Origin of the sequence: Streptomyces sp. NPDC087440 (assembly GCF_044744005.1) — a bacterium.
Classification (GTDB): domain Bacteria; phylum Actinomycetota; class Actinomycetes; order Streptomycetales; family Streptomycetaceae; genus Streptomyces.
In genome coordinates this window covers 615,205-641,690 of the sequence record NZ_JBIUXN010000002.1, presented here as the reverse complement: position 1 = coordinate 641,690, position 26,486 = coordinate 615,205, and the positions used below count along the sequence as shown (strand labels likewise).

2 protein-coding genes are annotated in these 26,486 nt (G+C 70.2%); both read left to right on the top strand.

Going from position 1 to position 26,486, the window contains the following annotated elements:
* The first annotated feature begins 26 nt into the window (after positions 1–26).
* Positions 27–167: a hypothetical protein gene (locus ACIO3O_RS07660; protein ID WP_401743136.1), complete on the top strand. Its 141-nt coding sequence runs from the start codon at positions 27–29 to the stop codon at positions 165–167.
* A 636-nt stretch (positions 168–803) separates the two neighbouring features.
* Complete coding sequence (locus ACIO3O_RS07655; protein ID WP_401743134.1) at positions 804–26,486, top strand: DUF6923 family protein; 25,683 nt, start codon at positions 804–806, stop codon at positions 26,484–26,486.

The following is a 26,486-nucleotide window of genomic DNA, read 5'->3' as shown; positions in this document are numbered from 1 at the left end:
CGTCCGCGTTGCCCAGCATGGGGCGCATGGAGACGAATACGGAGAAGCAGGCGGAAGGGCTGGGCGTACGGGCGAAGGTCTGGCGGGCCGTGCTGGTGCTGGCCGTGGTCGCGGCGCTGGTCTGGGCGGTGGCCATGCCGAGCGTGACGGCGGTGTTCGCGCCGTAGGAAGCTGCCGGACGGATCGTCAGGAAGTGCACGACGCTGGTTGACGGGCCCCGGGCGGGGTCCGCGTCGTACGCGCCGCAGGTCGGGCCGGTGGCGCGGCCGCCCAGGTAGGCCGTAGGGGCGGAGAGGTGGAGGGGCGGGGTCCATTCGGGCCCCGCCCCTTCGTCGTGTGCGCGTGCCGGTGGGCCGTACGGGAGTCCGTGCGGGTCCTGAGCCGCGTGCCCGTTGCGCCGTCCGGTGAGTCCGGCGCGCCCCCGTACGACCCGTGCGGCGGCGGACCGAATGAGTGACGGAGCGTCATGGGGTGGGATGCATCCCTTGGGGCTTCTGGGGTCCGGCCGCCGCGCCGCGCAACCTGACGCCCAGTCAATACGACAAGTCGCCTGACGTGCATGCCTACTATCTGCGCGTCATTTGTCCGACTTGTCAGGTTGTGGTTTGTGTGATGCATGCGCTGTCGCCCAGCGACCGCCCACGCCGCCTTCGTGCCGCCGGGGCCTCCTCCGTGCTGCCCGCAGGCGGCGTGCCGTGCGTGCGGCATCACGTACCGCTCCACCGGGCGGGTCCCGAACCGGGCCCGTACGCCGTGCATGTGAGTGCCCGTCAGATTCCCGCCCAGCAGAATCCGAGCCAGCTGTGAGAACGGTCGACAACGCCATGAGCGCCGAGTGCCAGCCCGAGCCCGAGCGGACCCCTGGTCGTCTCGTCCGGTGGGTGCGCGCCGCCACCACGGCCCGCAACGCCCGGGTGCCGCTCGTCCTGTTGCTGGTCAACGGGATGAGCTTCGGCATGCTGTCGGGGACCATCGCCTCCGCCGAGGCGATGCGGCCGGGCGCGGTCGCCACCGCCGCGTGCGAGGGTGTCGAGGGCGGGCCGAGGATCACGTTCACGCGTGAGTCGACACCGCAGGCCCCGGCGCCGGGCGAGACCGTGACGTACACCGTCACCGCTCGCAACGACGGCGGGGCCAAGGCGGAGGGCGCGGCGTTCGCCGACAACATCGCGGGCGCGCTCGACGACGCCGAGCTGGTCGGGAAGCCGAGGGCGACCTCGGGCACCCCCACCTACGTACGACCGCGGGTGCACTGGTCGGGGGACCTGGAGCCGGGCGAGATGGCGGCCGTCACCTACCAGCTGAAGCTGGACGCGAAGCCGACCGGCGACGGCGACCTGAAGAACGTCTACGAGCAGACAACTGCCGGTGACTGCAAGGCGGTTGAGCGTGCGCTGAAGGCAAAGGCGAGCGCGTCCCCGTCGGCCTCTGCCTCTGCCTCTGCTTCCGCGTCCGCCTCCCCGGAGGCCTCCGCGAAGCCCTCCGCCCCCGCGACCCCCGCCCAGCGGGCCGCCGAGGCCGCGAAGAAGAAGGCGGCGGCGGCGAAGAAGGCCGAGGCCGAGCGGAAGCGGGCGCAGGCCGCCGCGCGGGCGAAGGCCCAGCGGGCGCGGAGCCGGTACGCGCCGGGCGACGCGTGCAAGCCGTACGTGTACGTCTCCAACGGCAGCGGACCCACCGACCTGCGCCGCTTCGAGCCCTCCACCGGCACCATGTCGGCGGCGATCCCCAACACCACGTACAACAACGCGGGCAAGGGCTACGACGGCATCGGCTGGAGCGTGCTGACCGGCAAGGTCTACGGGATGGACAAGGGCAGCAGCACCATCCTGGTGGAGACGGACCCGACGGGCGTCGAACCGCCCAAGCGGCACACCCTCTCCAAGGCGCTGTCGACCACCAACTTCGACGTCGGTGCCGTGACCGCGGACGGCACCAAGCTGGTGACGTACACCAGCCAGAACCACCCGATCTACACCATCAACATCGACCCGGCCGCGGGTGCCGTCGGCACGGTGCTCGCCGAGGTCAATCCGACGAACGACGACGCGGACCTGCCGTACGACTTCGCCTTCCACCCGAAGGACGGGATGCTGTACGGCATCGGCAAGAGCGGCTACCTGATGCGCTACGACCTGTCGAAGCCCGCGGACCAGGTCTTCTCCTACTCCCGACCGAAGATCGACGGCTCCGGACGGATCTACCTCGGCCAGTTCTTCGACGAGGTCGGCAACCTCTACGCGGTCGACAACCAGACCCCGCAGAAGATCTGGTCCCTGGACCTGACGGCGTCCACCAAGGCGTCACCGATCAACATCAACGACGTCGTCGCCACCACCACCCCCTTCGGCACCATCCCGGCGGGTGTGAAGGTCGACGACGCCGGCGGCTGCCTCAAGGCCGCCGACTTCGGCGACGCCCCCGACTCGTACAAGACGACCTTCGCGAGCGCCGGCGCCGAGCACAAGTACGACCCCAAGCTGCGCCTCGGCGCGGACGAGTCCGTCGAGCCGGACGCCCGGCGCGACGCGAGCGACGCGAGCGCGGCCCTGGACGGCACCTCGGACACGGGCGACGACGCGTTCGGCGCGGGTGCCTCCATGCCCGTCGGCAAGCTGGGGGAGGCCTACGCCATCACCCCCGCCGTCACCAACACCACCGGCGCCCCCGCCACTCTCGCGGGCTGGGTCGACTCCAACGGCAACGGCACCTTCGAGGACGGCGAACGCGCCACCGTGACCGTCCCCGCCGGGGCGACCAGCGCCCGGCTCAGCTGGAACCTCCCCGAGGGCGGCAAGAAGGGCCGCACCTTCGCCCGGCTGCGGCTGTACGCGGGTACCGAGGCCGACCCGAAGCCGGTCGGATCGTCCGGCGGGGCCGGTGAGGTCGAGGACCACGCGGTCTTCCTCGGCGCGGCCTCCGACGGCTGCAACAGCGTCATCTACCTCTCCGGCTCGGAGACCAACGGCGGCCCGACCAAGCTCTTCACCGTCAACCCGACGACCGGGACGACCACCCCGATCCCGCTCACCTACAAGGGCGCGCCCAGCGGCGAGTTCTTCAACGGCCTCGGCTACGGCTCGGCGAGCGGGCTGCTGGTCGGGGTCCAACGGACGCCCCCGTACCGGGTGTTCACCGTCGACCCCGACGACGGCGTGCTCACCGACACCGCGCTGACCCTTCCCGCACCGCCCGGGGAGGGTTATGTCCAGGGCTCGTTCGCCGCGGACGGCACCACGTACTACACCTCCGCGCGCGGTTCCGCGGCCCGCATCCAGGTCGTCGACTTCAGCAACCCCGCCGCGCCCGTCCTCAAGCCGCAGCTCTCCACGGGCTCCGGTCTGTACGACTTCGCCGTGCACCCCGGCGACAACGCCTTCTACGGGTCGGACGGCAGCAGCGTCTGGCGGGTCACGACGCCCGGCGTCACCGGCGCGAACCTGGGAGCCACCGGGGTCACCCAGAGCCAGCCCGGCGCGATCTTCGACGCCATCGGCGACCTGTACATGGTCGGCACCGAGGGGCGGCTCACCCAGACCGACCTGACGAAGAAGTCCGGCGGCAATTACGTCAGGGGCGACACGCAGGTCCTGGCCACCACCAAGGCCCTCTCCGAGAACGACCTCGCGGGCTGCCTGCGGGCCACCGACTTCGGCGACGCCCCCGACACGTACAAGACCACCCAGGACTCCGGCGGCCCCACGCACAACCTCAGCGACAAGCTGCGCCTGGGCGCCGCCACCTCCGCCGAGCTGGACGCCCGCAAGGCCTCCACCGGTGACTACAACGGCACCGGCGACACCGAGGACGACGCGTTCGGCACGGACGGGATGCCCGTCGCGCGGATCGGTGAGGCGTACGAGGCGAACGTCAGCCTCAGCAACACCACCGGCGCTCCCGCCACCCTCGCGGGCTGGCTGGACATCAACGGCAACGGCCTCTTCGACGACGGCGAGCGCCAGACCGCGACCGTCGCCGCCGGGGCGACCACCGCCAAGCTGACCTGGGCGGTCCCCGACACCGCCAAGCACGGGCGCAGCTATGCGCGCTTCCGGCTGTACGAGGGGACCGTCGCCGACCCGAAGCCCGCCGGGGCGAACGCCAAGACCGGCGAGGTCGAGGACCACCGGGTCTTCCTCAGCAAGTCCGACGCCTGCAACAACACCCTGTACCTGTCGGGTGCGGACGCGGCGGGCGGCCCGACGAAGCTGTACACCGTCAACCCGACGACCGGGGCCTCCACCCCGATCCCCCTCACCTACAAGGGCGCGCCCAGCACCATCCGCTTCGACGCCATGGGCTACGGCTCGGGCAGCGGGTTGCTGATCGCCGTTCAGACCGGTGCGCCGCGCAGGCTGCTCTCCATCGAGCCCGAGGACGGGACCGTACGGGACCTGCCGCTGACGCTGCCGACCCCGTCGGGCAACTACGAGTACGTCCAGGGCACCTTCGGCCCCGACGGCAAGACCTTCTACGCCGCCGCCATCGGCAGCAGCAACAAATTCCAGATCGTCGACCTGACCAACCCCGCCAACCCCGTCCTCAAGCCGCAGGCCGCCAACGGCGCCGGGCTCGCGGACACCGCCCTGCACCCGTTCGACTCCACGATGTACGGCCAGGGCGTGTGGCGTCAGCCGCTCACCGGCACCTCCGAGAACCTCGGCAACTCCGGGGCCCCGCTGCCCGCCAGCCCCGGCGCGGTCTTCGACACCATCGGCAACCTGTACCTCATCGGCACCGACGGCAAGATCACCCAGACCGATCTCACCCAGCAGTCCGGCGGGAAGTACGTGCGCGGCGAGTCCGTCGCGCTGGCCAACACCCGGGCCCTGTTCGAGAACGACGCGGCGGGCTGCATCCAGGCCACCGACTTCGGTGACGCCCCCGACTCGTACAAGACGACCGTCGCCTCCGACGGCCCCTCCCACGGGTACACCGACAAGCTGCGCCTCGGCACGGGCACCTCCGCCGAGCTGGACGCCCGCAAGAGCGCCGGCGGCGACTACGACGGCACCGGCGACACCCAGGACGACGGCACCACCCTGCCCGCCCTGCACTCCACGGACACCGAGTACGAGATCGACGTCCGCACCACCAACACCACCGGCGCGGACGCCACCCTCGCCGCCTGGGTCGACTTCAACGGCAACGGCACCTTCGAGGACGGCGAGCGCAAGACCGCCACCGTCGCCAACGGGGCGACCTCCGCGACCCTCAAGTGGACCGGTCTGTCCGGGCTGCGGCCCAACATCTACGAGTACGTACGACTGCGCCTGTACGAGGGCACGGTCGCCGACCCGAAGCCGTCGGGCGCGTACGCCCGGGGCGGCGAGGTCGAGGACCATCCGCTGTACGTCGTCGGCCCGGCCGACCAGTGCAACGACGTCATGTACTACTCCGGCGGCTCCGGTTCCGGCACGCAGCTCTACAGCGTCAACCGCGCCAACGGCGCGCGCACGGCGATCGGTTCGGCCAACACCCCGCCGTACGACGGGCTCGGCTACAACCGTGCCGACGGCAAGCTGTACGCCGCCGCCACCGCCAAGGCCAACACCATGGTCCGCGTCGACCCGGTGACCGGTGCGGTCACCGAACTCCCCGTCGCGGGCGGCCTGCCCGCCATCGGGACGAGCGCCCAGGGCGAGATCAGCTACGACGGTGCGCGCTACTACGCGCGGGTCGGCAACGCCACCGCTCTTCTGGTCGTGGACATCTCCAACCCGGCCAAGCCGGTCCGGCTGCCCGACCTGACCACCGGCAACAAGGACTTCTACGACTTCGCCGTGCACCCCGGCGACGGCGCGCTCTACGGCATCGGCAACACCGACGGGAAGATCTGGCGGATCGACCCGAAGACCGGTGCGATGAGCGAGAACGGGCAGATCACCTCCGCGAACCGCTCCTCGTACTTCAACGGCGTCGCCTTCGACGGGGCCGGGAACCTGTACGCGACCGGGTCCGCCTTCATCATCAAGGTCGACCTGTCCCAGATGGAGGGCGGGAAGGCCAAGTACGCGGGCGATGTGAAGATCGGCACCGTCGGCGGCCTGACCGGCGGCGACGGCGCGGGCTGCATCATTGCCGTGGACTACGGCGACGCCCCCGACTCGTACAAGACGAAGAAGGCGTCCGGCGGCCCGAGCCACGTCGTGCGGCGCGGGTACGAACTGGGCGCCGACTCCGACGACGAGCCGGACGCGGCGGGGACCCTGAACGGGTTCGGCGACGACGAGACCGAGCGGGACGACGAGGACGCCGTCCGCCGGATGCCCGACCTGACCTCGACGGACACCTCGTACGAGGTGACCCTCCCGATCCGCAACACCACCGGCAGGTCCGGAACGGCGGCCGGCTGGGTCGACCTCAACATCAACGGCACCTTCGAGGACGGCGAGCGGCAGACCGCGAACGTCACCACGTCGACGACCTCGGTGACCTTCAAGTGGACCGGTCTGTCCGGGCTGAAGAAGGGCGCGACGACGTACGCCCGCTTCCGGCTGTACTCGGGTGCGGTCGCCGACCCGCAGCCCGTCGGCGCGTACACCCGCGGCGGTGAGGTCGAGGACCACCCGGTGGTGATCCGGGTCCCCGAGGACGAGAACTGCACCAGTGCCGTCTACACCTCGGTGGGCAACGGGCCCACCGACCTCTACCGGTTCGACCCGCTCTCCGGGCGGGCCACGAAGATCGACAACACCACCCGGGCCCAGGGCTACGACGGCATCGGCGTCTCCAGCCTCAACGGTCACATCTACGGCACCGCGATCGGCGCGGACCGGTTCACCAAGCTGGTCGAGATCGACCCGGCGGGCGGCATCACCCAGCACGACCTCGACCCGGCGCTCCAGAACATCGGGTCCCCGGCCTACGACATCGGCGCGGTCTCCCCGGACGGCACCAAGCTCTACGTGCACTACAACTCCTCGTACCCCACCTTCATCATCAACATCGACCCGTCGGCCGGTCCCGTCGGCAAGCGGGTCGGGCAGTTCACCGTCAGCACCGGCAACGGGCTGTACGACTGGGCCTTCCACCCGATCGACGGGAAGCTGTACAGCCTGGCCACCGACGGGCGGCTGGTGCGGATCGACCCGGACACCGCGACCTCGTCCCGGCAGACCAGTGCGATGCTGCCCGGCGCCCAGTACCGGGGCGTGTTCTTCGACAACTACGGCAACCTGTACGGCGTCGACAACAGCACCCCCGGCAAGGTCTTCCAGGTCGACCTGACCGCCTCCAAGCCGGGCGCGCTGATCGACGTGAACTCCGTGACCCACGACAAGCAGCCGATGTCGACGGTGCCGGTGACGCAGCAGATCACCGACGCGGGCGGCTGCCTGAAGGTCGCCGAGTACGGCGACGCCCCCGACTCGTACGCCACGAGTGCCGGTGCGCGCGGGCCCAGCCACGACATCGACTCCCGGCTGGTCATCGGCGACAAGGAGTCCGTCGAGTCGGACGCCCGGATGCCGGTCGGCACCACCGCGCTGGACGGCTTCGGCGACACCTTCGACGACGGCGTCACCCTGCCGGAGCTGAAGGCCGACGCGACGGGGTACGAGGTTCCGGTCAAGGTCAAGAACACCACCGGAGCCGCCGCCACCCTCGCGGGCTGGGTCGACTTCAACGCCAACGGGCGCTTCGAGGACGGCGAGCGGGTGAGCACCTCCGTGGCGGACGGGGCGACGTCCGCGACACTGCGGTGGACCGGTCTGTCCGGGCTCGCTTCGGGGGCGGCGACCTTCGCCCGGTTCCGGCTGTACGCGGGCCGGGTGGCCGATCCGCAGCCTGCGGGTGCGTTCGCCGGGGCAGGTGAGGTCGAGGACTACGCGCTGGTCATCCGTACGGACAAGGAGACCTGCCGCTCCACCGCCTACTTGGCCTCGGGCACCAAGCCGACCAAGCTGGTCAAGTTCAACCCGCTGACCGGAGCCAACTCCGTCGTGCCGCTGAAGAAGGCCGACGGCACCGCGTACCCCGACGGCGCCTACCCGGACGGCTACGACGCGGGCGGCGTCAGCCCGCTCGACGGGATGATCTACGCGCTGCCGAGCACGAGCCCGGCGTCCCGCACCACCCTGCTCCAGATCGACCCGGAGACGGGCACGGTGCGGGAGATCCCGCTGTCCTCCCAGCTCCCCGACACGTCGTACTCCGCGGGCGGCATCGCCACCGACGGCGGCACCCAGCTGATCGTCTACCCGAACAAGACCAGCTCGTCCGGCCCGTTCCAGAAGATCAACCTCGATCCGGCGCTGGGCCCGATCGGCAAGGTGCTGGCCCAGGTGTCCCTCAACAGCACCGTCAGCGGCATCCGGGACTGGTCCGTGCACCCCAAGGACGAGTCCCTGATCGCCGTCACGGACAACGGGTACCCCGTGCGCACCGACCCGGCGACCGGCAACTACAGCTACGGCAGCAGCACCTTCAGCAGTGGTCAGCGCGTTGCCTCGTTCTTCGACTCCGAGGGCAACTACTACGTCATCGACAACGCCAGCCCGCAGATCATCTGGCAGATCGACCTCACCGAGTCCACCAAGGCCCGCCGGATCGACCCGTGGTCCAAGACCCCGCAGAAGGTCGGCACCCTCCCCGCAGGGCTCAACGTCGTCGACGGCATGGGCTGCCTCCAGGCCCTCGACTTCGGTGACGCCCCCGACACGTACAAGGTCCTCGACGAGCAGGGCGGCCCCGCCCACAAGCGGCTCGCCGGGCTGAGCATCGGTGCGGGCGAGTCCCTGGAGGCCGACGCCCGCAACCCGCACGACGGCACCGGCGACACCCTGGACGACGGCGTCACCCTGCCCGACGTGGACGTGACGGCCAAGGAGTACACCGTCCCGGTCGTGGTGAAGAACAACACCGGCAAGAAGGTCACCCTCGCCGGATGGGTCGACTGGAACGTCAACGGCACCTTCGATACGGGCGAGCGGGTCACCCAGAGCCTCGAAGCAGGCGACAGGACCGCCCAGTTGAAGTGGACGGGTGTGCAGAACACCCGGGCCATGAAGCGGCTCCTGGCGCTGAAGGCCAAGGCCGCCAAGGGCGGGCTGCGGGCCTTCGCCGCACCCACCGCCGGGGCCTCCTTCGCCCGGTTCCGGCTGTACGACGCGGAGATCGCCGACCCGCGACCGGCCGGCAAGTACGCCGGGAGCGGTGAGGTCGAGGACTACCCCCTCACCATCAACCCGCCGCTGCTCCAGCTCTCCAAGACGATCGACAACACCGCGCCCAAGCCGGGCGACACGGTGACCTACACGATCACCGTGAAGAACGCGGGCCGCACCGCCAAGACCGGCGTCGTCGCCGACGACGACCTGTCGGGCGTGCTGGACGACGCCACCTACGTGAGCGAGAACATCGTCTCGGGCGGCGGAGCCGTCGCCCGCAGCGGCGACAAGGTGACCTGGACCGGCGACCTCGCGGCCGGTGCGGAGGCGAAGTTCGCGGTCAAGGTGAAGGTCACCAGCGCCGGTGACCACAAGCTCGCCAACAAGCTCCTCTCGGAGGCCGACGGCTCCAACTGCCAGACGGGCAGCACCGATCCGGCCTGCACCCTCACCACCCCGCTGCCCAACCTCAAGCTGAAGAAGGTCAAGGTCAGCGGTGAGCTGGTGCCCGGTGGCCGGATCACGTACAAGATCACCGGCAAGAACGAGGGGGTCGCTCCCTTCCCGGGTGCCTCCATCACCGACAACCTCGCCGACGTCGTCGACGACGCCCGCCTCAACGGCGACCAGGCCGTCACGAAGGGCCCGCGCGGCACGCTGACCGCCGGTGCCGACTCCATCAAGTGGACCGGTGACCTGGCCGCGGGCGAGGACCTGGAGATCACCTACTCCGTCACGGTCAACTCCCGCCCCGGCGGCAACCGCAAGCTCAACAACAAGCTGCTGTCCCCCGCCTCCAACTGTGCGTCCGGGTCCACCGACGCCGACTGTTCGACCGGTGACGACGACACCACCGGTGGCGTGCCGACCTTCGACATCAAGAAGGAGGCCGACAACCTCAAGCCGAAGGCCGGGCAGACGATCACCTACACGGTGACCATGAAGAACGCCGGTGCGGTCCCGTACCCGGGTGCGACCTTCAGTGATGATCTGTCGGACGTCGTGGACGACGCGCCCGGCGGGCCCAAGAACATCACCATCACCGGTGGTCTTCCACAGCCTGTGTACAACTCCGGCACGAAGAAGATGGGCTGGACCGGGAACCTCCCGCCCGGCGAGACAAAGGTGACGTACCAGGTCACACTGCCCTCGCCGCTGCCCACCACCGGCAACAAGCAGCTCAGGAACTCCGTCACCTCCGCCACCCCGGGCTCCGAGTGCCCCCTCGGCACCGAGCCGGGCTGCGGCACCGGTGGCACCGGCCAGCCCGGTGAGAACGCCGGTATCGCCGAGCTCCAGGTGAAGAAGTCGGGCGTCGGGACGCCGGTCCCGGGGACTCCGTACACGTACGTCGTCACGCTGACGAACGCCGGTACGGCGGACTATCCGGGCGTGGAGGTCGCCGACGACCTCGCGGACCTGGCCAAGGACGCCGACGCGCTGACCGTCGTCTCGCCGCCCGAGGCGAAGATCGAGAACGGGAAGCTCAGCTGGAAGGGGACCGTCCCCAAGGCGGGCTCCGTCGAGATCCGGTACACCGCGACCGTCCCCACCACCCCCAAGGGCACCGCCGACGGCACCCTGGAGAACACCGTCGTGGTCCCGAGCACCGGGTCCAACTGTGCGGCGGGGTCCACGGACGCCAACTGCACGACGTCCACGTCCTACGGCTCGGTGCGGGTCTCCAAGACCGTCGACAAGCGGCCGGTGCGGGGCGGCGACACCCTCACGTACACCGTCACCATGGAGAACCGGGGCGCCGCCCCGGCCACCGCCAGGATGGCGGACGACCTGAACGACGTCCTCAAGGGCGCGACCTGGCTGAACCAGGTCACCCCCACCGGAGCGGGCGCGCCCGTCTTCGACGCCACGGCCAAGAAGCTGACCTGGGAGGGGACGGTCCCGGCGGGGTCGAACACCGCACCCGGCAAGGTGGTCTTCACGTACAAGGTGAAGGTCGCGGCCGGCAAGGTCGCGGGCAGTGACGACCGGCTGAACAACTCCCTCGTGGTCGAGGCGCCCGGTTCCAACTGCGGTGTCGGCAGCCCCTGTTCGATTGACACCCGGGTGGCCAGGCTGCACCTGGCGAAGAAGGCGGACGACGACGCCCCGAAGCCGGGCGACACCCTGACGTACACCATCACCGCGCTCAACGACGGTGCCGACGTCTACTACGGCGCCGAGATCCGTGACGCGCTGGCCGGGCTCGCGGACGCCATGGACGGTGTGCCGACCGAGCTGAAGGCGGTCACCCCGCAGGCGCCGCCCGGCTGGGTCACCCCGGCCCCGGTGTACGACGCGGCGACCAAGACCGTGACCTGGGACGGCGACGTCTACTCGGGCACGCAGGGCCTGGTCATCACGTACAAGGTCAAGCTGAAGGACCCGCTGCCCGCAGGGGCGAAGGTCAAGAACACGGTGGTGGACGACACCCCGGGCTCCAACTGCCGTACCGGGTCCACGGACGCGGACTGCACCGTCGACCTGGGCACCGCCGCGCTGGAGATCGACAAGAAGATCTCCCCGGCGAAGCCGCTGCCGGGCGACACCGTGACGTACACGGTGACGATGAAGAACACCGGGACGGTCCCCTACCGGGGCGCGCGGATGAAGGACGACCTGGCGGGCGTGGCCGACGACGGCACGTTCCAGCCGGGGTCGGTGACCGGCGGGGCGAGTGCCTCCGGGAACACCGTCGAGTGGACCGGTGACGTTCCGGCCGGTGGCTCCCACGTCATCACGTACCAGGTCGTGCTCGACAAGATCATGGACGCGGGGGCGGACACCAAGCTGGTCAACAAGGTGACGTCGACGTCGCCGGGTGCGAACTGCACGGCGGCGGCGCCCTGTGTGACCACGACTCCGGTGCCGCGACTGAAGATCACCAAGAAGGCGGACAAGGCGTCGGCCAAGCCCGGTGACGACGTCGCCTACACCATCGAGGTCGAGAACACCGGAACCGCCGACTGGCCCGACGCCGAACTCGTCGACGACGTGTCGAAGCTGGTCGACGACGCCACGATCGGCACCGTCCCGAGCCCGGGTGTCTACGACCGGGCCGGGCAGAAGATCACCTGGAAGGGCACGGTCGCGGCCGGCGCCACGGTCGCCTACCGCTACCCGGTGACCCTGGTCAAGCCGCCGACCGGCACCGACGGGCTCGACAACCTGGTCACCCTGACCCGCGCGGGCTCCAACTGCGACGCCGCCTCCCCCGGCGCGGACTGCCGGGCGCAGGTCGCCGTGCAGGTCCTGGACATCGAGAAGTCCTCCGACCTGACCGGCACCGCGAAGGCGGGTACGAAGATCACCTACAAGGTGGTCGTACGGAACCCGGGCACCGCCGCCTACACCGGCGCCCGCCTGAGCGACGTCCTCAAGGACGCCCTCGACGACGCCACCTACAACAACGACCACAAGGCCGTGGACGAGGGCGGAGCCGACACCGGCACCCTCACCTACTCCGGTACGGCGGGCGACCAGAAGCTCGACTGGACCGGCGACGTCCCGGCGGGCAAGGCCGTCACGCTCACCTACTCGCTGACCGTCAGGGCCTCCGGCGGTGACGGCGACCTGCGCAACGTGGTCGTCGCGGCCACCGAGGGCACCAACTGCGGTACGGGCTCCACGGACGCGGGCTGCACCACCGACACCAACACGCCCAAGCTGAAGATCCAGAAGTCGTCCGACAAGACCGTCGCCAAGCCGGGCGAGAAGGTCAAGTACACGATCAAGGTCACCAACCAGGGCCGTGTCCCCTACCCGGACGCCGAGATCAAGGATGCCCTCGCCGGGGTCCTGGACGACGCCGCGTACGTTCCGGCCTCGCTGGAGACGATCGGCACCGGTGTGCGCGCCACCTACGACGCCGCGACGAAGACCGTCGGGTGGAAGGGCGACGTGCCCGGTGGCTCGACCTTCTCCTTCACCTACGAGGTGACCGTCAACACGGCCGCCACCGGCGACAACCGCCTCGACAACGTCGTCGTCTCCTCCGACGACACCAACTGCACCGCCACCTCCACCGACCCGGACTGCGGCACCGGCCGCCCGGTGAAGATCCCGCGCGTCACGATGGCCAAGAAGGTCAGCCCGGCCGCCCCGGCACCGGGCACCACGGCGACGTACACCCTCACCGCACGCAACACCGGCCTCGCCGAGTACACCGGCGTCCAGCTGCACGACGACCTGACGGACGTCCTCAAGGACGCCGACGTGGTGGCCGGTTCGGTGAAGGTCAACGGCACCGCCGTGAACCTGCTGAACGCGGCGGGCGACGCCCTCGACTGGACCGGGAACATCCCGGCCGGCGACACGGTCGAGATCACCTACGAGGTGAAGATCCCCGCCAACCGCAAGCGCGCCGCGGACGGCACCCCGACCGGCGACCTCACCCTCACCAACGCCGTCACGTCCACCACCCCCGGCGTCAACTGCGCCGCCGGTGCCACGGACGCCGACTGCACCGTGACGTACACGCTCGCCCAGCCCACCCTGAAGATGAAGAAGACGGCGACGCCGAGCAACCCGCAGATCGGGGAGCGGGTGACGTACGTGATCACCATGGAGAACAGCGGGACCGTTCCCGGCGCCGACCTGGAGATCACCGACGTCCTGCCCGAGGGCGTCGTCGCCGAGGACGTCACCCCGGACGCGGGTACGTCCGTCACGGACACGGCCGTGCGCCCGGTGAAGTGGAAGATCCCGGCCATCGGGGCCGGTGAGACCAAGAAGCTGACGGTCATCGGCCGGGTCACCGACGCCGCCAAGGGCAAGAAGCTCCAGAACGTCGCCACCGTCACGGCCGGGCCCGACCCGGTCGTGGACCCGGAGAGCCAGTGCAAGGACGCGGGCGGTCGCCCGATCCCGGGCAAGATCTGCGACGACGGCGACAACGTCGAGCCCAAGGAGCCCAAGCTCCAGCTGAAGAAGACCCAGTCCCCGGCGCAGCCGCAGGTCGGCTCCACGCTGACCTACACCGTCGAGCTCACCAACGCCGGTACGGACAAGGCCGAGCGCGTCGCGATCAAGGACAGGCTCCCGGCCGGGGTCACCCTGGTCTCCGCCGTCCCCACGCACGGCACCGTCGACCGTTCCCAGCTGCCCGAGCTGGAGTGGAAGGTCGGCGAGGTCGCGGCGGGCGGCACCGAGAAGCTGGTCATCACCGTCAAGGTGGAGCAGTCGGCCACCGGGAAGCTGGTCAACCAGGCGTGGGAGTCCTCGGGCCCCCGCCCGGAGATCACCGGTGAGAAGTGCGCCGCCGACGCCACCCGGGCCTGCTCGGGCGAGAACACCGAGCCTCCGGCGGCCCCGCAGCTGACCATGGAGAAGAAGGCGGTGCCGACCGACCCGCAGCTGGGCGAGGTCGTGACGTACACCGTCACCGTCAAGAACACCGGGGACCTGGAGGCCAAGGACCTCCAGTACGAGGACCGGACTCCGGCCGGGGTCGACGTCCTGTCGATCACCCCGGACGCCCTCGGCACGGCGACGAACGCCAAGCCGTCGGTGTGGAAGATCCCCTCGCTGAAGAAGGACGAGACGGCCACCCTGGTCATCAAGGGCAAGGTCACCGACGCCTCCACCCCCGCCAAGAACAGGGTCAAGGTCACCGAGGGCCCGAACCCGACCGTCCCGCCGACCAGCCAGTGCAAGGACGGCTCGGGGGCCGTCGTCCCGGACGAGGTCTGTGACGACACCACGGGCACCAACCCCGCCCGGCCCGACCTGACGCTCACCAAGTCGCAGACCCCCGAGCGCCCCCAGATCGGCTCCACCCTCACCTACCAGGTGAAGATCGCCAACAAGGCGACCGCGGACCCGGCCAAGCGGGTCGAGATCACCGAACAGCTCCCGGCGGACGTGGAGTTCGTACGGGCGGACGCCCCGGCCGGAAGCACCGTCACCCCGGGCGCGGGCAACACCCTGCTCTGGAAGGTCGGCGAGGTCGACCCGGGCGTCGAGCGGGTCCTGACCGTCACGGTGAAGGTCAAGCAGTACGCCTCCACCACCGAGAAGCTCATCAACAAGGCGTGGACGAGCGCCGGACCCGAGGGCACGGTGCCCACGGCCAACCAGTGCCCGAGCGCACCCACCCGGGCCTGCTCCGGCGACAAGAGCGACCCGCCGACCAAGCCCGAGATCAAGCTCTCCAAGACGGTCGACCCGGTCGACCCGCAGATCGGCGAGACCGTGACGTACACGGTCGTCATGAAGAACACCGGCACGACTCCGGGCAAGGACCTGGAGCTGAAGGACGACCTGCCCGAGGGCCTCACCCTGGTGGGCACCCCGGACGCCACCGCCGGTACGGCCACCGCCACCGACCCGATCGTGTGGAAGGTGCCGACGCTCGCGGGCGGCGCCGAGGCCAAGCTGACCTTCAAGGCCCTGGTGGGCGACGGCGCGCGCGGCAAGAAGCTGCGCAACGGCGCGGACCTCACCGAGGGCCCGACGCCGACCGTCGACCCGGAGAACGAGTGCAAGGACGCCCAGGGTCAGCCGATCCCCGGCAAGATCTGCGACAACGGCGGGGGTGAGGAGCCCAAGGAGCCCAAGCTCATCCTCTCCAAGCTCCAGAACCCGGCGAACCCGCAGGTCGGCAACACCCTCGCGTACATCGTCACGCTGAAGAACGAGGGCTCGGACGCCTCCAAGCGCTCCGAGATCCACGACCGGCTCCCGGCCGGAGTGGACCTGATCAGCGCGGTCTCCTCCGACTCCACCGACACCGTGGACACCAGCGGCAAGCCGGTCCTGGTGTGGAAGCCGGGTACGGTCGCGGCGGGCGCGCAGAAGCAGCTCACCGTGATGGTGAAGGTCCGTCAGGACGTGTCTTTGGACGACGAGTTGACCAACCGGGCGTGGGCGACCGCGGGCCCGGCGGTCACTCCGCTCGCGGGCAACGCCTGCTCGGACAACGCGGCGCACGTCTGCGCGGGCAACAAGACGCCCGCCAGCCCGCAGCTGACGATGAAGAAGACGGTCACGCCCAAGGACCCGCAGGTCGGGGAGAAGGTCGTGTACGTCATCACGGTCGAGAACACGGGGTCGTCCCCGGCGGCCGACCTGAAGATCGACGACGTCTTCCCGTCGGGCATACGCCTGGACGCCTCCGAGGCCTCGCCCGGTACGTCGGCCGTCGGCACGGGCCCCGTCCACTGGGAGATCCCGTCCCTGGACGGCGGCACCACCGCCTCCCTCACCCTGACCGGCACCGTCACGGCCGCCGCCAAGGGCCGCCCGCTGAAGAACCAGGCCAAGGTCACCGAGGGCCCCAACCCGACCGTCGACCCCGGCAGCGAGTGCAAGGACGCGCAGGGACGGCCGATCCCCGGCCAGATCTGTGACGACGGCACCGGCGGCGAGCCCAAGGAGCCCAAGCTCACCCTGACCAAGACCCAGTCCCCGGCGCAGCCGCAGATCGGCAACACCCTCGTCTACACGGTGAAGATCGCCAACGCGGCGGGTGCGGATGCGGCCAAGCGGGTCGAGGTGACGGACCTGCTGCCCGAGGGCGTCGAGCTGGTCGAGGCCCGGCCCGCGGTGGGCGGTACTCCGCTCAAGTGGGTTGTGGGTGACCTGGCGGCGGGCGCCTCCGAGACCCTGACCGTCCGGGTCAAGGTCAAGCAGGACGCCTCCACCACCGACAAGCTCATCAACAAGGCGTGGACGTCGGACGGCGCGAAGGCGTCCGTCCCGGCCGCCAACCAGTGTGCCGGGGAGGCCGACAAGGCCTGCACCGGTGAGAGCGCCAACCCGCCGGCCAAGCCGGAATGGAAGCTGTCGAAGACGGCCTCCCCCGCCGATCCGCAGGTCGGCGAGACGGTCGTCTACACGCTGAAGGCCGAGAACACCGGGTCCGTGGACGCCAAGGATCTGGAGGTCAAGGACGACGTACCGAACGGGCTGACGCTCCAGAAGGTCGATGCCCCGGCCGGTACGACGGCTCCCAAGGCCGACCCGGTGGTGTGGAAGATTCCGACGCTGGCCGCCGGTGAGACGAAGGAGCTGAAGATCACCGCGCTGGTGACCGAGGCCGCCAAGGGCGCGAAGCTGAAGAACAGCGCGGAGGTGACCGAGGGGCCCGACCCGGAGATCCCGGACGAGAGCAAGTGCAAGGACGACCCGAAGAAGATCTGTGACACCGACGGCGACGGGTCCGAGGTCGGCGAGCCCAAGCTCACCCTGACCAAGACCCAGTCCCCGGCGCAGCCGCAGGTCGGCAACACCCTCACCTACACGGTGAAGATCGCGAACGCGGCGGGTGCGAGTGCTGCCAAGCGCATCGAGCTGGCGGATCTGCTTCCGGCTGATGCGGAGTTCGTACGGGCTTCCGTGAGTGCGGGTGCCGTGGACGACTCCGGCAAGCCGTCGCTGAAGTGGACCGTCGGCGACCTCGCCGCCGGTGCCGACGCGACCATGACTGTCACCGTCAAGGTGAAGCAGGGCGCGTCCACCACTGCCAAGCTCGTCAACAAGGCGTGGTCGACGGCGGGTGCCAAGCCCGAGATCCCGACCGGCAACCAGTGCCCGGGCGAGGCCGACAAGGCCTGCTCCGGCGACAAGGCCGACCCGCCGGCCAAGCCCACCTGGTCCCTCGCGAAGACCGCGAGCCCGGCGAACCCGCAGGTCGGTGAGGAGGTCGTGTACACCCTCACGGCCAAGAACACCGGCACGGTCGACGCCAAGGACCTGGAGGTCAAGGACAAGCTGCCCGAGGGCCTGACCCTCGTCGGCGCCCCGGAGGCCACCGAGGGTTCCGCCGCTGCCGCCGACCCGGTGATCTGGAAGATCCCGGTGCTGGGCGCGGGCAGGACCGCCACGCTGAAGATCACGGCTCTCGTCACGGCGGGTGCCAAGGGCAAGAAGCTCCGCAATGCTGCCGAGGTGACCGAGGGTCCCGACCCCGAGATCCCGGACGAGAGCAAGTGCAAGGACGACCCGAAGAAGATCTGTGACACGGACGGCGACGGGTCCGAGGTCGGCGAGCCCAAGCTGACCCTGACCAAGACCCAGGTCCCGGCCCAGCCGCAGGTCGGCAACACCCTCACCTACGCGGTGAAGATCGTGAACGCGGCCGGCGCCGACAAGGCCGAGCGCGTGACGATCACCGACCTGCTGCCGACCGGCGTGGACCTCGTCTCGGCGGTGTCCTCGGACTCCACCGACCCGGTCGACACGGCCGCCAAGCCGCGCCTGGTCTGGAACATCGGCGACCTCGCCGCGGGCGCCGAGCGCACCCTGACCGTCACGGTCAAGGTCCGCCAGGACGCCAGCGCCAAGGTGGTCAACCGGGCCTGGACGTCCACGGGCGCCCAGCCGGAGATCCCCGAGGCCAACCGGTGCGACGACGACCCGAAGAAGGCCTGTGCGGGCGAGGGCTCGGACATCCCGGGCCGCCCCGACTGGGAGCTGTCCAAGACGGCGTCCCCGAAGGACGCCCAGGTCGGCGAGGTCGTGACGTACACCCTCAAGGCCGTCAACAAGGGCACGGTCGAGGGCAAGGACCTGGAGATCAACGACAAGCTGCCCGAGGGGCTGACGCTGCTCGGTGTCGTCGCCTCGGACGGTACGACGGCTCCGAAGGCCGACCCGGTCGTCTGGAAGATCCCGACACTGGCCGTCGGGGCGACCGAGACCCTGACCATCACGGCCAAGGTGACGGCCGCTGCCAAGGGCAAGAAGCTGAAGAACTCGGCCGAGGTGACCGAGGGTCCCGACCCCGAGATCCCGGACGAGAGCAAGTGCAAGGACGACCCGACCAAGGTCTGCGACACGGACGGCGACGGCTCGGACGTCAAGGAGCCCAAGCTGACCCTGACCAAGACGCAGCTCCCGGTGCAGGCGCAGGTCGGCAACACGCTCACCTACACGGTGAAGCTGGCGAATGCGGCAGGCGCGGATGCTGCCAAGCGTTCGGAGGTGACTGACCTTCTCCCGGCGGGAGTTGACCTGGCGAAGGTCGAGCCGTCGGTCGGTACGGTCGACTCCGCCGCGAAGCCCACCCTGAAGTGGACGGTCGGTGACCTCGCCGCCGGTGCCGAGGCGACGATGACCGTCACGGTGAAGGTCAAGCAGGACGCCTCCACCGCCGACAAGCTCGTCAACAAGACGTGGACCTCGGCCGGTCCGGAGGGCGAGGTGCCCGCCGCCAACCAGTGCGACGGGGAGCCCACCAAGGCCTGCTCCGGCGACAAGGTCGACCCGCCCGCGAAGCCGGAGTGGAAGCTGTCGAAGTCCGCGTCCCCGGCCGAGCCGCAGATCGGCGAGGTCGTGACGTACACCCTTAAGGCCGTGAACACGGGGACCGTCCCCGGCAAGGACCTGGAGATCAAGGACGACCTGCCCGAGGGCCTGACCCTGCTCGCCGTCGACGCCCCGGCCGGGACCACCGCGCCGAAGGCGGACCCGGTGGTGTGGAAGATCCCGACGCTGGCCGCCGGTGAGACGAAGGAGCTGAAGATCATCGCGAAGGTGACCGAGGCCGCCAAGGGCAAGAAGCTGAAGAACAGCGCCGAGGTGACCGAGGGTCCCGACCCGGAGATCCCGGACGAGAGCAAGTGCAAGGACGACCCGAAGAAGATCTGCGACACGGACGGCGACGGCAACGAGCCCAAGGACCCGAAGCTCACGCTGACCAAGACGCAGCTCCCGGCCGACCCGCAGATCGGTACCACGCTCACCTACACGGTGAAGCTGGTGAACGCGGCGGGCGCGGATGCTGCCAAGCGTTCGGAGGTGACTGACCTTCTCCCGGCGGGAGTTGAGCTGGTCAAGGTCGAGCCGTCGGTCGGTACGGTCGACTCCGCCGCGAAGCCCACCCTGCAGTGGACGGTCGGCGACCTGGCCGCCGGTGCCGAGGCGACGATGACGGTCACGGTGAAGGTCAAACAGGACGCCGACACCACCAAGAAGATCGTCAACAAGACCTGGACGTCGGCCGGTCCGGAGGGCGAGGTGCCCGCCGCCAACCAGTGCGACGGGGAGCCCACCAAGGCCTGCTCCGGCGACAAGGCGAACCTGCCGGGCAAGCCCGCCTGGACCCTGTCCAAGACGGCTTCCCCGAAGGACCCGCAGGTCGGCGAGGTGGTGACGTACACGCTGAAGGCGGTCAACACCGGTGCCGTCGACGCGAAGGCCCTGGAGATCAAGGACGACGTCCCGAACGGGCTGAACCTGCTGGCGGTCAAGGCTCCGGACGGTACGACGGCTCCGAAGGCCGACCCGGTCGTCTGGAAGATCCCGACGCTTGCCGCCGGCGAGACGAAGGAGCTGACCTTCACCGCGCTGGTCACGGCGGGTGCGAAGGGCGCCAAGCTGAAGAACTCCGCCGAGGTGACCGAGGGGCCCGACCCGGAGATCCCGGACGAGAGCAAGTGCAAGGACGACCCGAAGAAGATCTGTGACACCGACGGCGACGGCTCGGAGGTCAAGGAGCCGAAGCTGACGCTGACCAAGACGCAGCTGCCCAAGCAGCCGCAGATCGGCAACACCCTCACCTACACGGTGAAGATCGCCAACGCGGCGGGTGCGGATGCCGCCAAGCGCGTCGAGATCACCGACGTCCTCCCGGCCGGGGTGGCGCTGGTGAAGACCGACCCGTCGGCGGGCACGGTGGACTCCGCAGGGAAGCCGAAGCTCGTGTGGAACGTGGGTGACCTGGCGGGCGGCGCCGAGGCGACGATGACCGTCACGGTGAAGGTCAAGCAGGACGCCGACACCACCCAGAAGGTCGTCAACAAGACCTGGACGTCGGCCGGTTCGCAGGCGGTCGTGCCGGACGCGAACCAGTGCCCGGGCGAGCCCACCAAGGCCTGCTCCGGTCACGAGGACTCGGTGAACCCGCCGGGCAAGCCGGTCTGGAAGCTGTCGAAGACGGCCTCCCCGACCAACCCGCAGGTGGGCGAGGAGGTCGTCTACACCCTGACCGCCGAGAACACCGGCACCACCGACGCCGTCGACCTGGAGGTCAAGGACGACCTGCCCGAGGGCCTGGACCTGCTCGCCGTGGACCCGTCCACGGGCACCAGCGCGGCCAAGGCCGACCCGGTGATCTGGAAGCTCCCGCTGCTCAAGGCGGGGACGGCCTCGACCCTGAAGATCACCGCTCTCGTCACGGCGGGCGCGAAGGGCCAGAAGCTGCGCAACGCGGCTGAGGTGACGGAGGGTCCCGACCCGACGATTCCGCCCGACAACAAGTGCAAGGACGACCCGGACCCCGCCAAGATCTGTGACACGGACGGCGACGGCTCGGACGTCAAGGAGCCCAAGCTGACCCTGACCAAGACGCAGGTCCCGGCGCAGCCGCAGGTCGGCAACACCCTCACCTACGCGGTGAAGATCGTGAACGCGGCCGGCGCCGACAAGGCCGAGCGCGTGACGATCACCGACCTGCTGCCCGGCGGCGTGGACCTGGTCCGCGCGGTGTCCTCCGACACCTCGGCCCCGGTGGACACCACCGGCAAGCCGCGCCTGGTCTGGAACGTCGGCACCCTGGAGGCGGGCGGCGAGCGCACGCTCACCGTCACCGTCAAGGTGCGCCAGGACGCCAGCGCCAAGATCGTCAACCGGGCCTGGACGTCGACCGGCGCCCAGCCGGAGATCCCGGCGGCCAACCGCTGCGACGACAACCCGAAGCAGGCGTGCGTCGGTGAGCAGGCGGAGCTTCCCGGCCGCCCGGACTGGACCCTGTCCAAGACGGCTTCCCCTGCCGATCCGCAGGTCGGCGAGGTCGTGACGTACACCCTGAAGGCCGTCAACAACGGCACCGTCGAGGGCAGGGACCTGGAGGTCACCGACAAGCTGCCCACCGGCCTGACCCTGCTGGACGTGAAGCCGTCCACGGGCACCAGCGCCGAGAAGGCCGACCCGGTGGTGTGGAAGATCCCGGCCCTCGCGGCCGGAGCCACCGAGGAACTGAAGATCACGGCGACGGTCACGGCCGCCGCCAAGGGCACGAAGCTGAAGAACGCCGCCGAGGTCACCGAGGGCCCCAACCCGACGATCCCGCCGGACAACCGCTGCAAGGACGAGCCGGACCCCGGCAAGGTCTGTGACACGGACGGCGAGGGTACGGACGTGGGCGAGCCCAAGCTCACCCTGACCAAGACGCAGCTCCCGGCCAACCCGCAGATCGGCAACACGCTCACCTACACGGTCAAGCTGGTCAACGCGGCCGGCGCCGACGACGCCAAGCGCGTCGAGGTCACCGACCTGCTCCCGGCCGGTGTGGACCTCGTCTCGACCACCCCCTCCACGGGCACCGTCGACGACGGGGCCAAGCCGAAGCTGCTGTGGACCGTCGGCACCCTCGCCGGTGGCGCGGAGGCCACCCTGACCGTGAAGGTCAAGGTCCGCCAGGACGCCGACGTATCGCAGAAGATCGTCAACAAGACGTGGACGTCGACGGGCGCGGTCGCCACCGTGCCGACGGCGAACCAGTGCCCCGGCGAGCCCACCAGGGCCTGCTCGGGTCACGACACGACCGCTCCGGGCAAGCCGGTCTGGAAGCTGACCAAGAAGGCCTCCCCGGCCGACCCGCAGGTCGGTGAGCAGGTGGTCTACACGCTGACCGCCGAGAACACCGGCACCGCCGACGCCACCGACCTGGAGGTGGCGGACAAGCTGGCGCAGGGCCTGGACCTGCTCGCGGTCGACCAGTCCGAGGGCACGAGCGCGGCGAAGGCCGACCCGGTGGTCTGGAAGCTCCCGCTGCTCAAGGCGGGGACGACCTCGACCCTGAAGATCACCGCTCTCGTCACGGCGGCCGCCAAGGGCACCAAGCTGGTCAACTCCGCCGAGGTGACCGAGGGCCCGGACCCGGTCGTCCCGCCCGAGAACACCTGCAAGACCGACCCCAAGCCGGGCAAGGTCTGTGACACGGACGGCGAGGGCTCCGAGGTCAAGGAGCCGAAGCTGACCCTCACCAAGGCGCAGTCCCTGGACGCGCCGCAGGTCGGCGTCCCCTTCACCTACACCCTGAAGATCGCCAATGCGGCCGGTGCCGCCGAGGCCAAGCGCATCGAGGTCACGGACGCGCTCCCCGAGGGCGTCGAGGTGGTCAAGGCCGCCCCGACCGCCGGAACGGTCGCGGACCCCGCGGCCCGCCCGCTGGTCTGGACGGTCGGCACCCTCGCCCCCGGCGCGGATGCCTCACTGGTCCTGACGGTGAAGGCCACGGCCTCCGCCGGCAAGACGGACAAGCTCGTCAACAAGGCCTGGACGACGGCCGGTTCGAAGGCCACCGTCCCGACCGCCAACCAGTGCGCGGACGACGCCGACAAGGCCTGCGTCAGCGGCAGCCAGCCGCCCGTGGACCCGAAGCTGGTCATCACCAAGACCGTCGCGCCCACCCCGCTCCTCCCGGGCGCCACGGTCACCTACACCGTCACCATGAAGAACGACGCCAACGCCCCTTACCCGAACGCCGAGTTCAGCGACTCCCTCGCGGGTGTCGTCGACGACGCGGACTGGGTCGGCGTCCAGGACGACGCGGGCGGCAAGGCCGTCTGGACGGCCCCCGACCTGACGTGGACGGGCGACTTCGCTCCCCACGAGGAGAAGAAGATCACCTACCAGGTGAAGATCCCGGCGCAGCCCAAGACGGGCGGCGACGGCCGGATGGTCAACAAGGTCGTCTCCGACATCCCCGGCTCGCCCTGCCCCTTCGGCTCCACCGACCCCGCCTGCGGGACCGGCGGCGAGGACGGCGGCGTTCCCTACGTCACGGTCGTCAAGACCGCCGACAAGGCGACCGCGCTGCCGGGCGAGACCGTCACGTACACGGTGAAGGTCACCAACGCGGGAGCCGGCGCGTACCGGAACTACTCCCTCACCGACGACCTCGCCAAGGTCCTGGACGACGCCGACCTGGTCGGCGACGCCCAGGCCACCACGGGCACGGCCACCGTCTCCGGTACGAAGCTGAACTGGACCGGGGACGTCCCGGCGAAGGGCTCCGCGACGCTCACCTACGCGGTGAAGATCCCGGACCCGGCACGGACCTCGTCCGCCGCCGACCGCGAGCTCGTCAACACGGTCACCTCGACCGAGCCGGGCGCCAACTGCGCCACGGCGACGGCGTCCGGGTGCACGACCACGGTCACGTACCCGAACATCACCTTCCAGAAGGTGATGAGCCCGAAGAGGCCGCTGCCGGGTACCAAGGTCACGTACACGGTGACCGCCGAGAACGACGGCAAGGGCGTCTACCCGGCCGCCGCCTTCGAGGACGACCTCGCGAGAGCCCTCACCGACGCCGACTACAACGACGACGCGGCGGCGACCGCGGGCGACGTGCGGTACGACGCGGCGGCGAAGAAGCTGACCTGGAAGGGGGACGTCCCGGCCGGTACGAAGGCCACGGTCACCTACTCGGTCACCGTCCACGAACGCCCCAAGGCGGGCGCGACGGGCCAGCTGCTCAACGGGATCGTCTCGGCCAACGCGGGCTCCAACTGCAAGGCCGGTTCGAACAACGTGCTCTGCGGCAACAAGTTCGGGACGAAGGGCCCCGACGAGAAGGGCGGCTTCCCGCAGCTCGACGTGAAGAAGAGCGCGGACCACGAGCACGCGGTGCCGGGCTCGGAGGTGACGTACACGATCCTGATCGCGAACGCGGGCGGTGCGAAGTACGAGGGCGTGACGGTGACGGACGACCTGAGCGCCGTCCTCACCGACGCCGACTACCGGGACGACGCGGCCTCCTCCCTCGGCGGCCAACTCTCCTACACCGCACCGGTGTTGACCTGGAGGGGCGACGTCCCGGCGCGCACCACGGTCAAGCTGACGTACTCCGTCAAGGTCCCGGAGAAGACAAAGGCGGGCGCCACGGCGCTCCTGAAGAACACCGTCACCTCCGAGAACGCGGGCTCCAACTGCAAGAAGACGGCCCCCGGCGCCGAGTGCGGCGTCGAGGTCCCGATCGCCAACCCGGCCATCGAGAAGTCCGTCGACAAGCCGAACCCGCTCCCCGGCGACAAGGTCACCTACACGGTGAAGGTCTTCAACACCGGCAGGGCCGACTTCCCCAACGCCAACCTCACCGACGACCTCGCGGACGTCCTGGACGACGCGAAGTGGAACGACGACCTGACCGTCACGGACGGCAACCCGGCCCCGGTCTTCGACCCGGCGACCAAGAAGCTGACCTGGACCGGCCCGGTCCGGCACGGCGGTGACGCCACCGCCGTCGTCATCACCTACTCGGTGACGGTCGGCGCCCCGCCCGAGGGCAACGCCAAGCTGTCCAACTCCGTCACCTCCACCAACCCCGGCTCGAACTGCGTCGAGGGCGAGCAGACCCCGGAGTGCTCCACGGGCACCGGCGAGAACGGCGGCATCCCGAAGCTGTACGTGGACCTGGTCGACGACCACGTGGTCGCCAAGCCCGGCGAGCGCGTGAAGTACACGGCCCGGGTGAAGAACACCGGCACGGCCCCCTACCCGGCGGCCAAGGCGTACGTCGACCTGGCGCAGATCATGGACTCGGCGACCGTCGCCGACGACTTCGCCACCGACAAGGGAACGGTCACCCGCATCCCGCGCGCCCAGCTCCCCACCGAGCTGGCCGACCGGGCGGTGCCCACCGCGCAGGACGTGGCGTACTGGACCGGTGACCTCCCGGTCGGGGAGACGGCGACCGTCACCTGGTCGGCGGTCGTGGACACCCCGCCGGGCGGCAACCTGCACCTCAACGCGCACATCATCGGCAACGCCTCGAACTGCAACGCGCAGCGCCCGGTGGACACCGAGTGCGCGGACGAGGTCCTGATCCCGCTGGTGACGTACACGAAGAAGCTGACGGGCCCCGCGGTCCCGAAGCCGGGCGACAAGCTCACGTACACGGTGTCCCTGCGCAATTCCGGGACGGGTGTCTACACGGGTGCGGGCTTCGCGGACGACCTCCGCGAGATCCTGGACGACGTCCGCTTCGACCCCCGGTACGTCAAGGCCTCCCTGGGCCGGGTGACCTACGCCGCACCCGTCCTGACCTGGCGCGGCGACATCCCGGCGGGCGCCACCGCCACCGTCACCTACCCGGTGACCGTGGTCGGGGCGCGCACGGGCGACGGCCGCCTGACGAACACGGTCGACTCGACGGCGACCCTGGGCTCCAACTGCGGCACGTCCTCCCGCGACAAGGCCTGTTCGACGGCGGTACGCATCAAGCAGCTGCCGTCCAAGCCGACGAAGCCCACCAAGCCGAAGCCGGGCGGCGGCAAGCCGGGCCCGATGGGCCACGCGTCGGGCCACCTCCCCGCCACCGGCTCGGACGGCTGGCGCACGGCGGCAGCGGCGGGCGCGGGGGCGCTGCTCCTGGCGGCGGGAGGTGCCCTGATCGTGATCACCCGGCGGGGGCGCAACGGCGGTTCCTAG

Coding starts and splice junctions, on each gene's coding strand:
- ACIO3O_RS07660 (WP_401743136.1), top strand. CDS start 27: ATGGAGACGAATACGGAGAAGCAGGCGGAAGGGCTGGGCGTACGGGCG.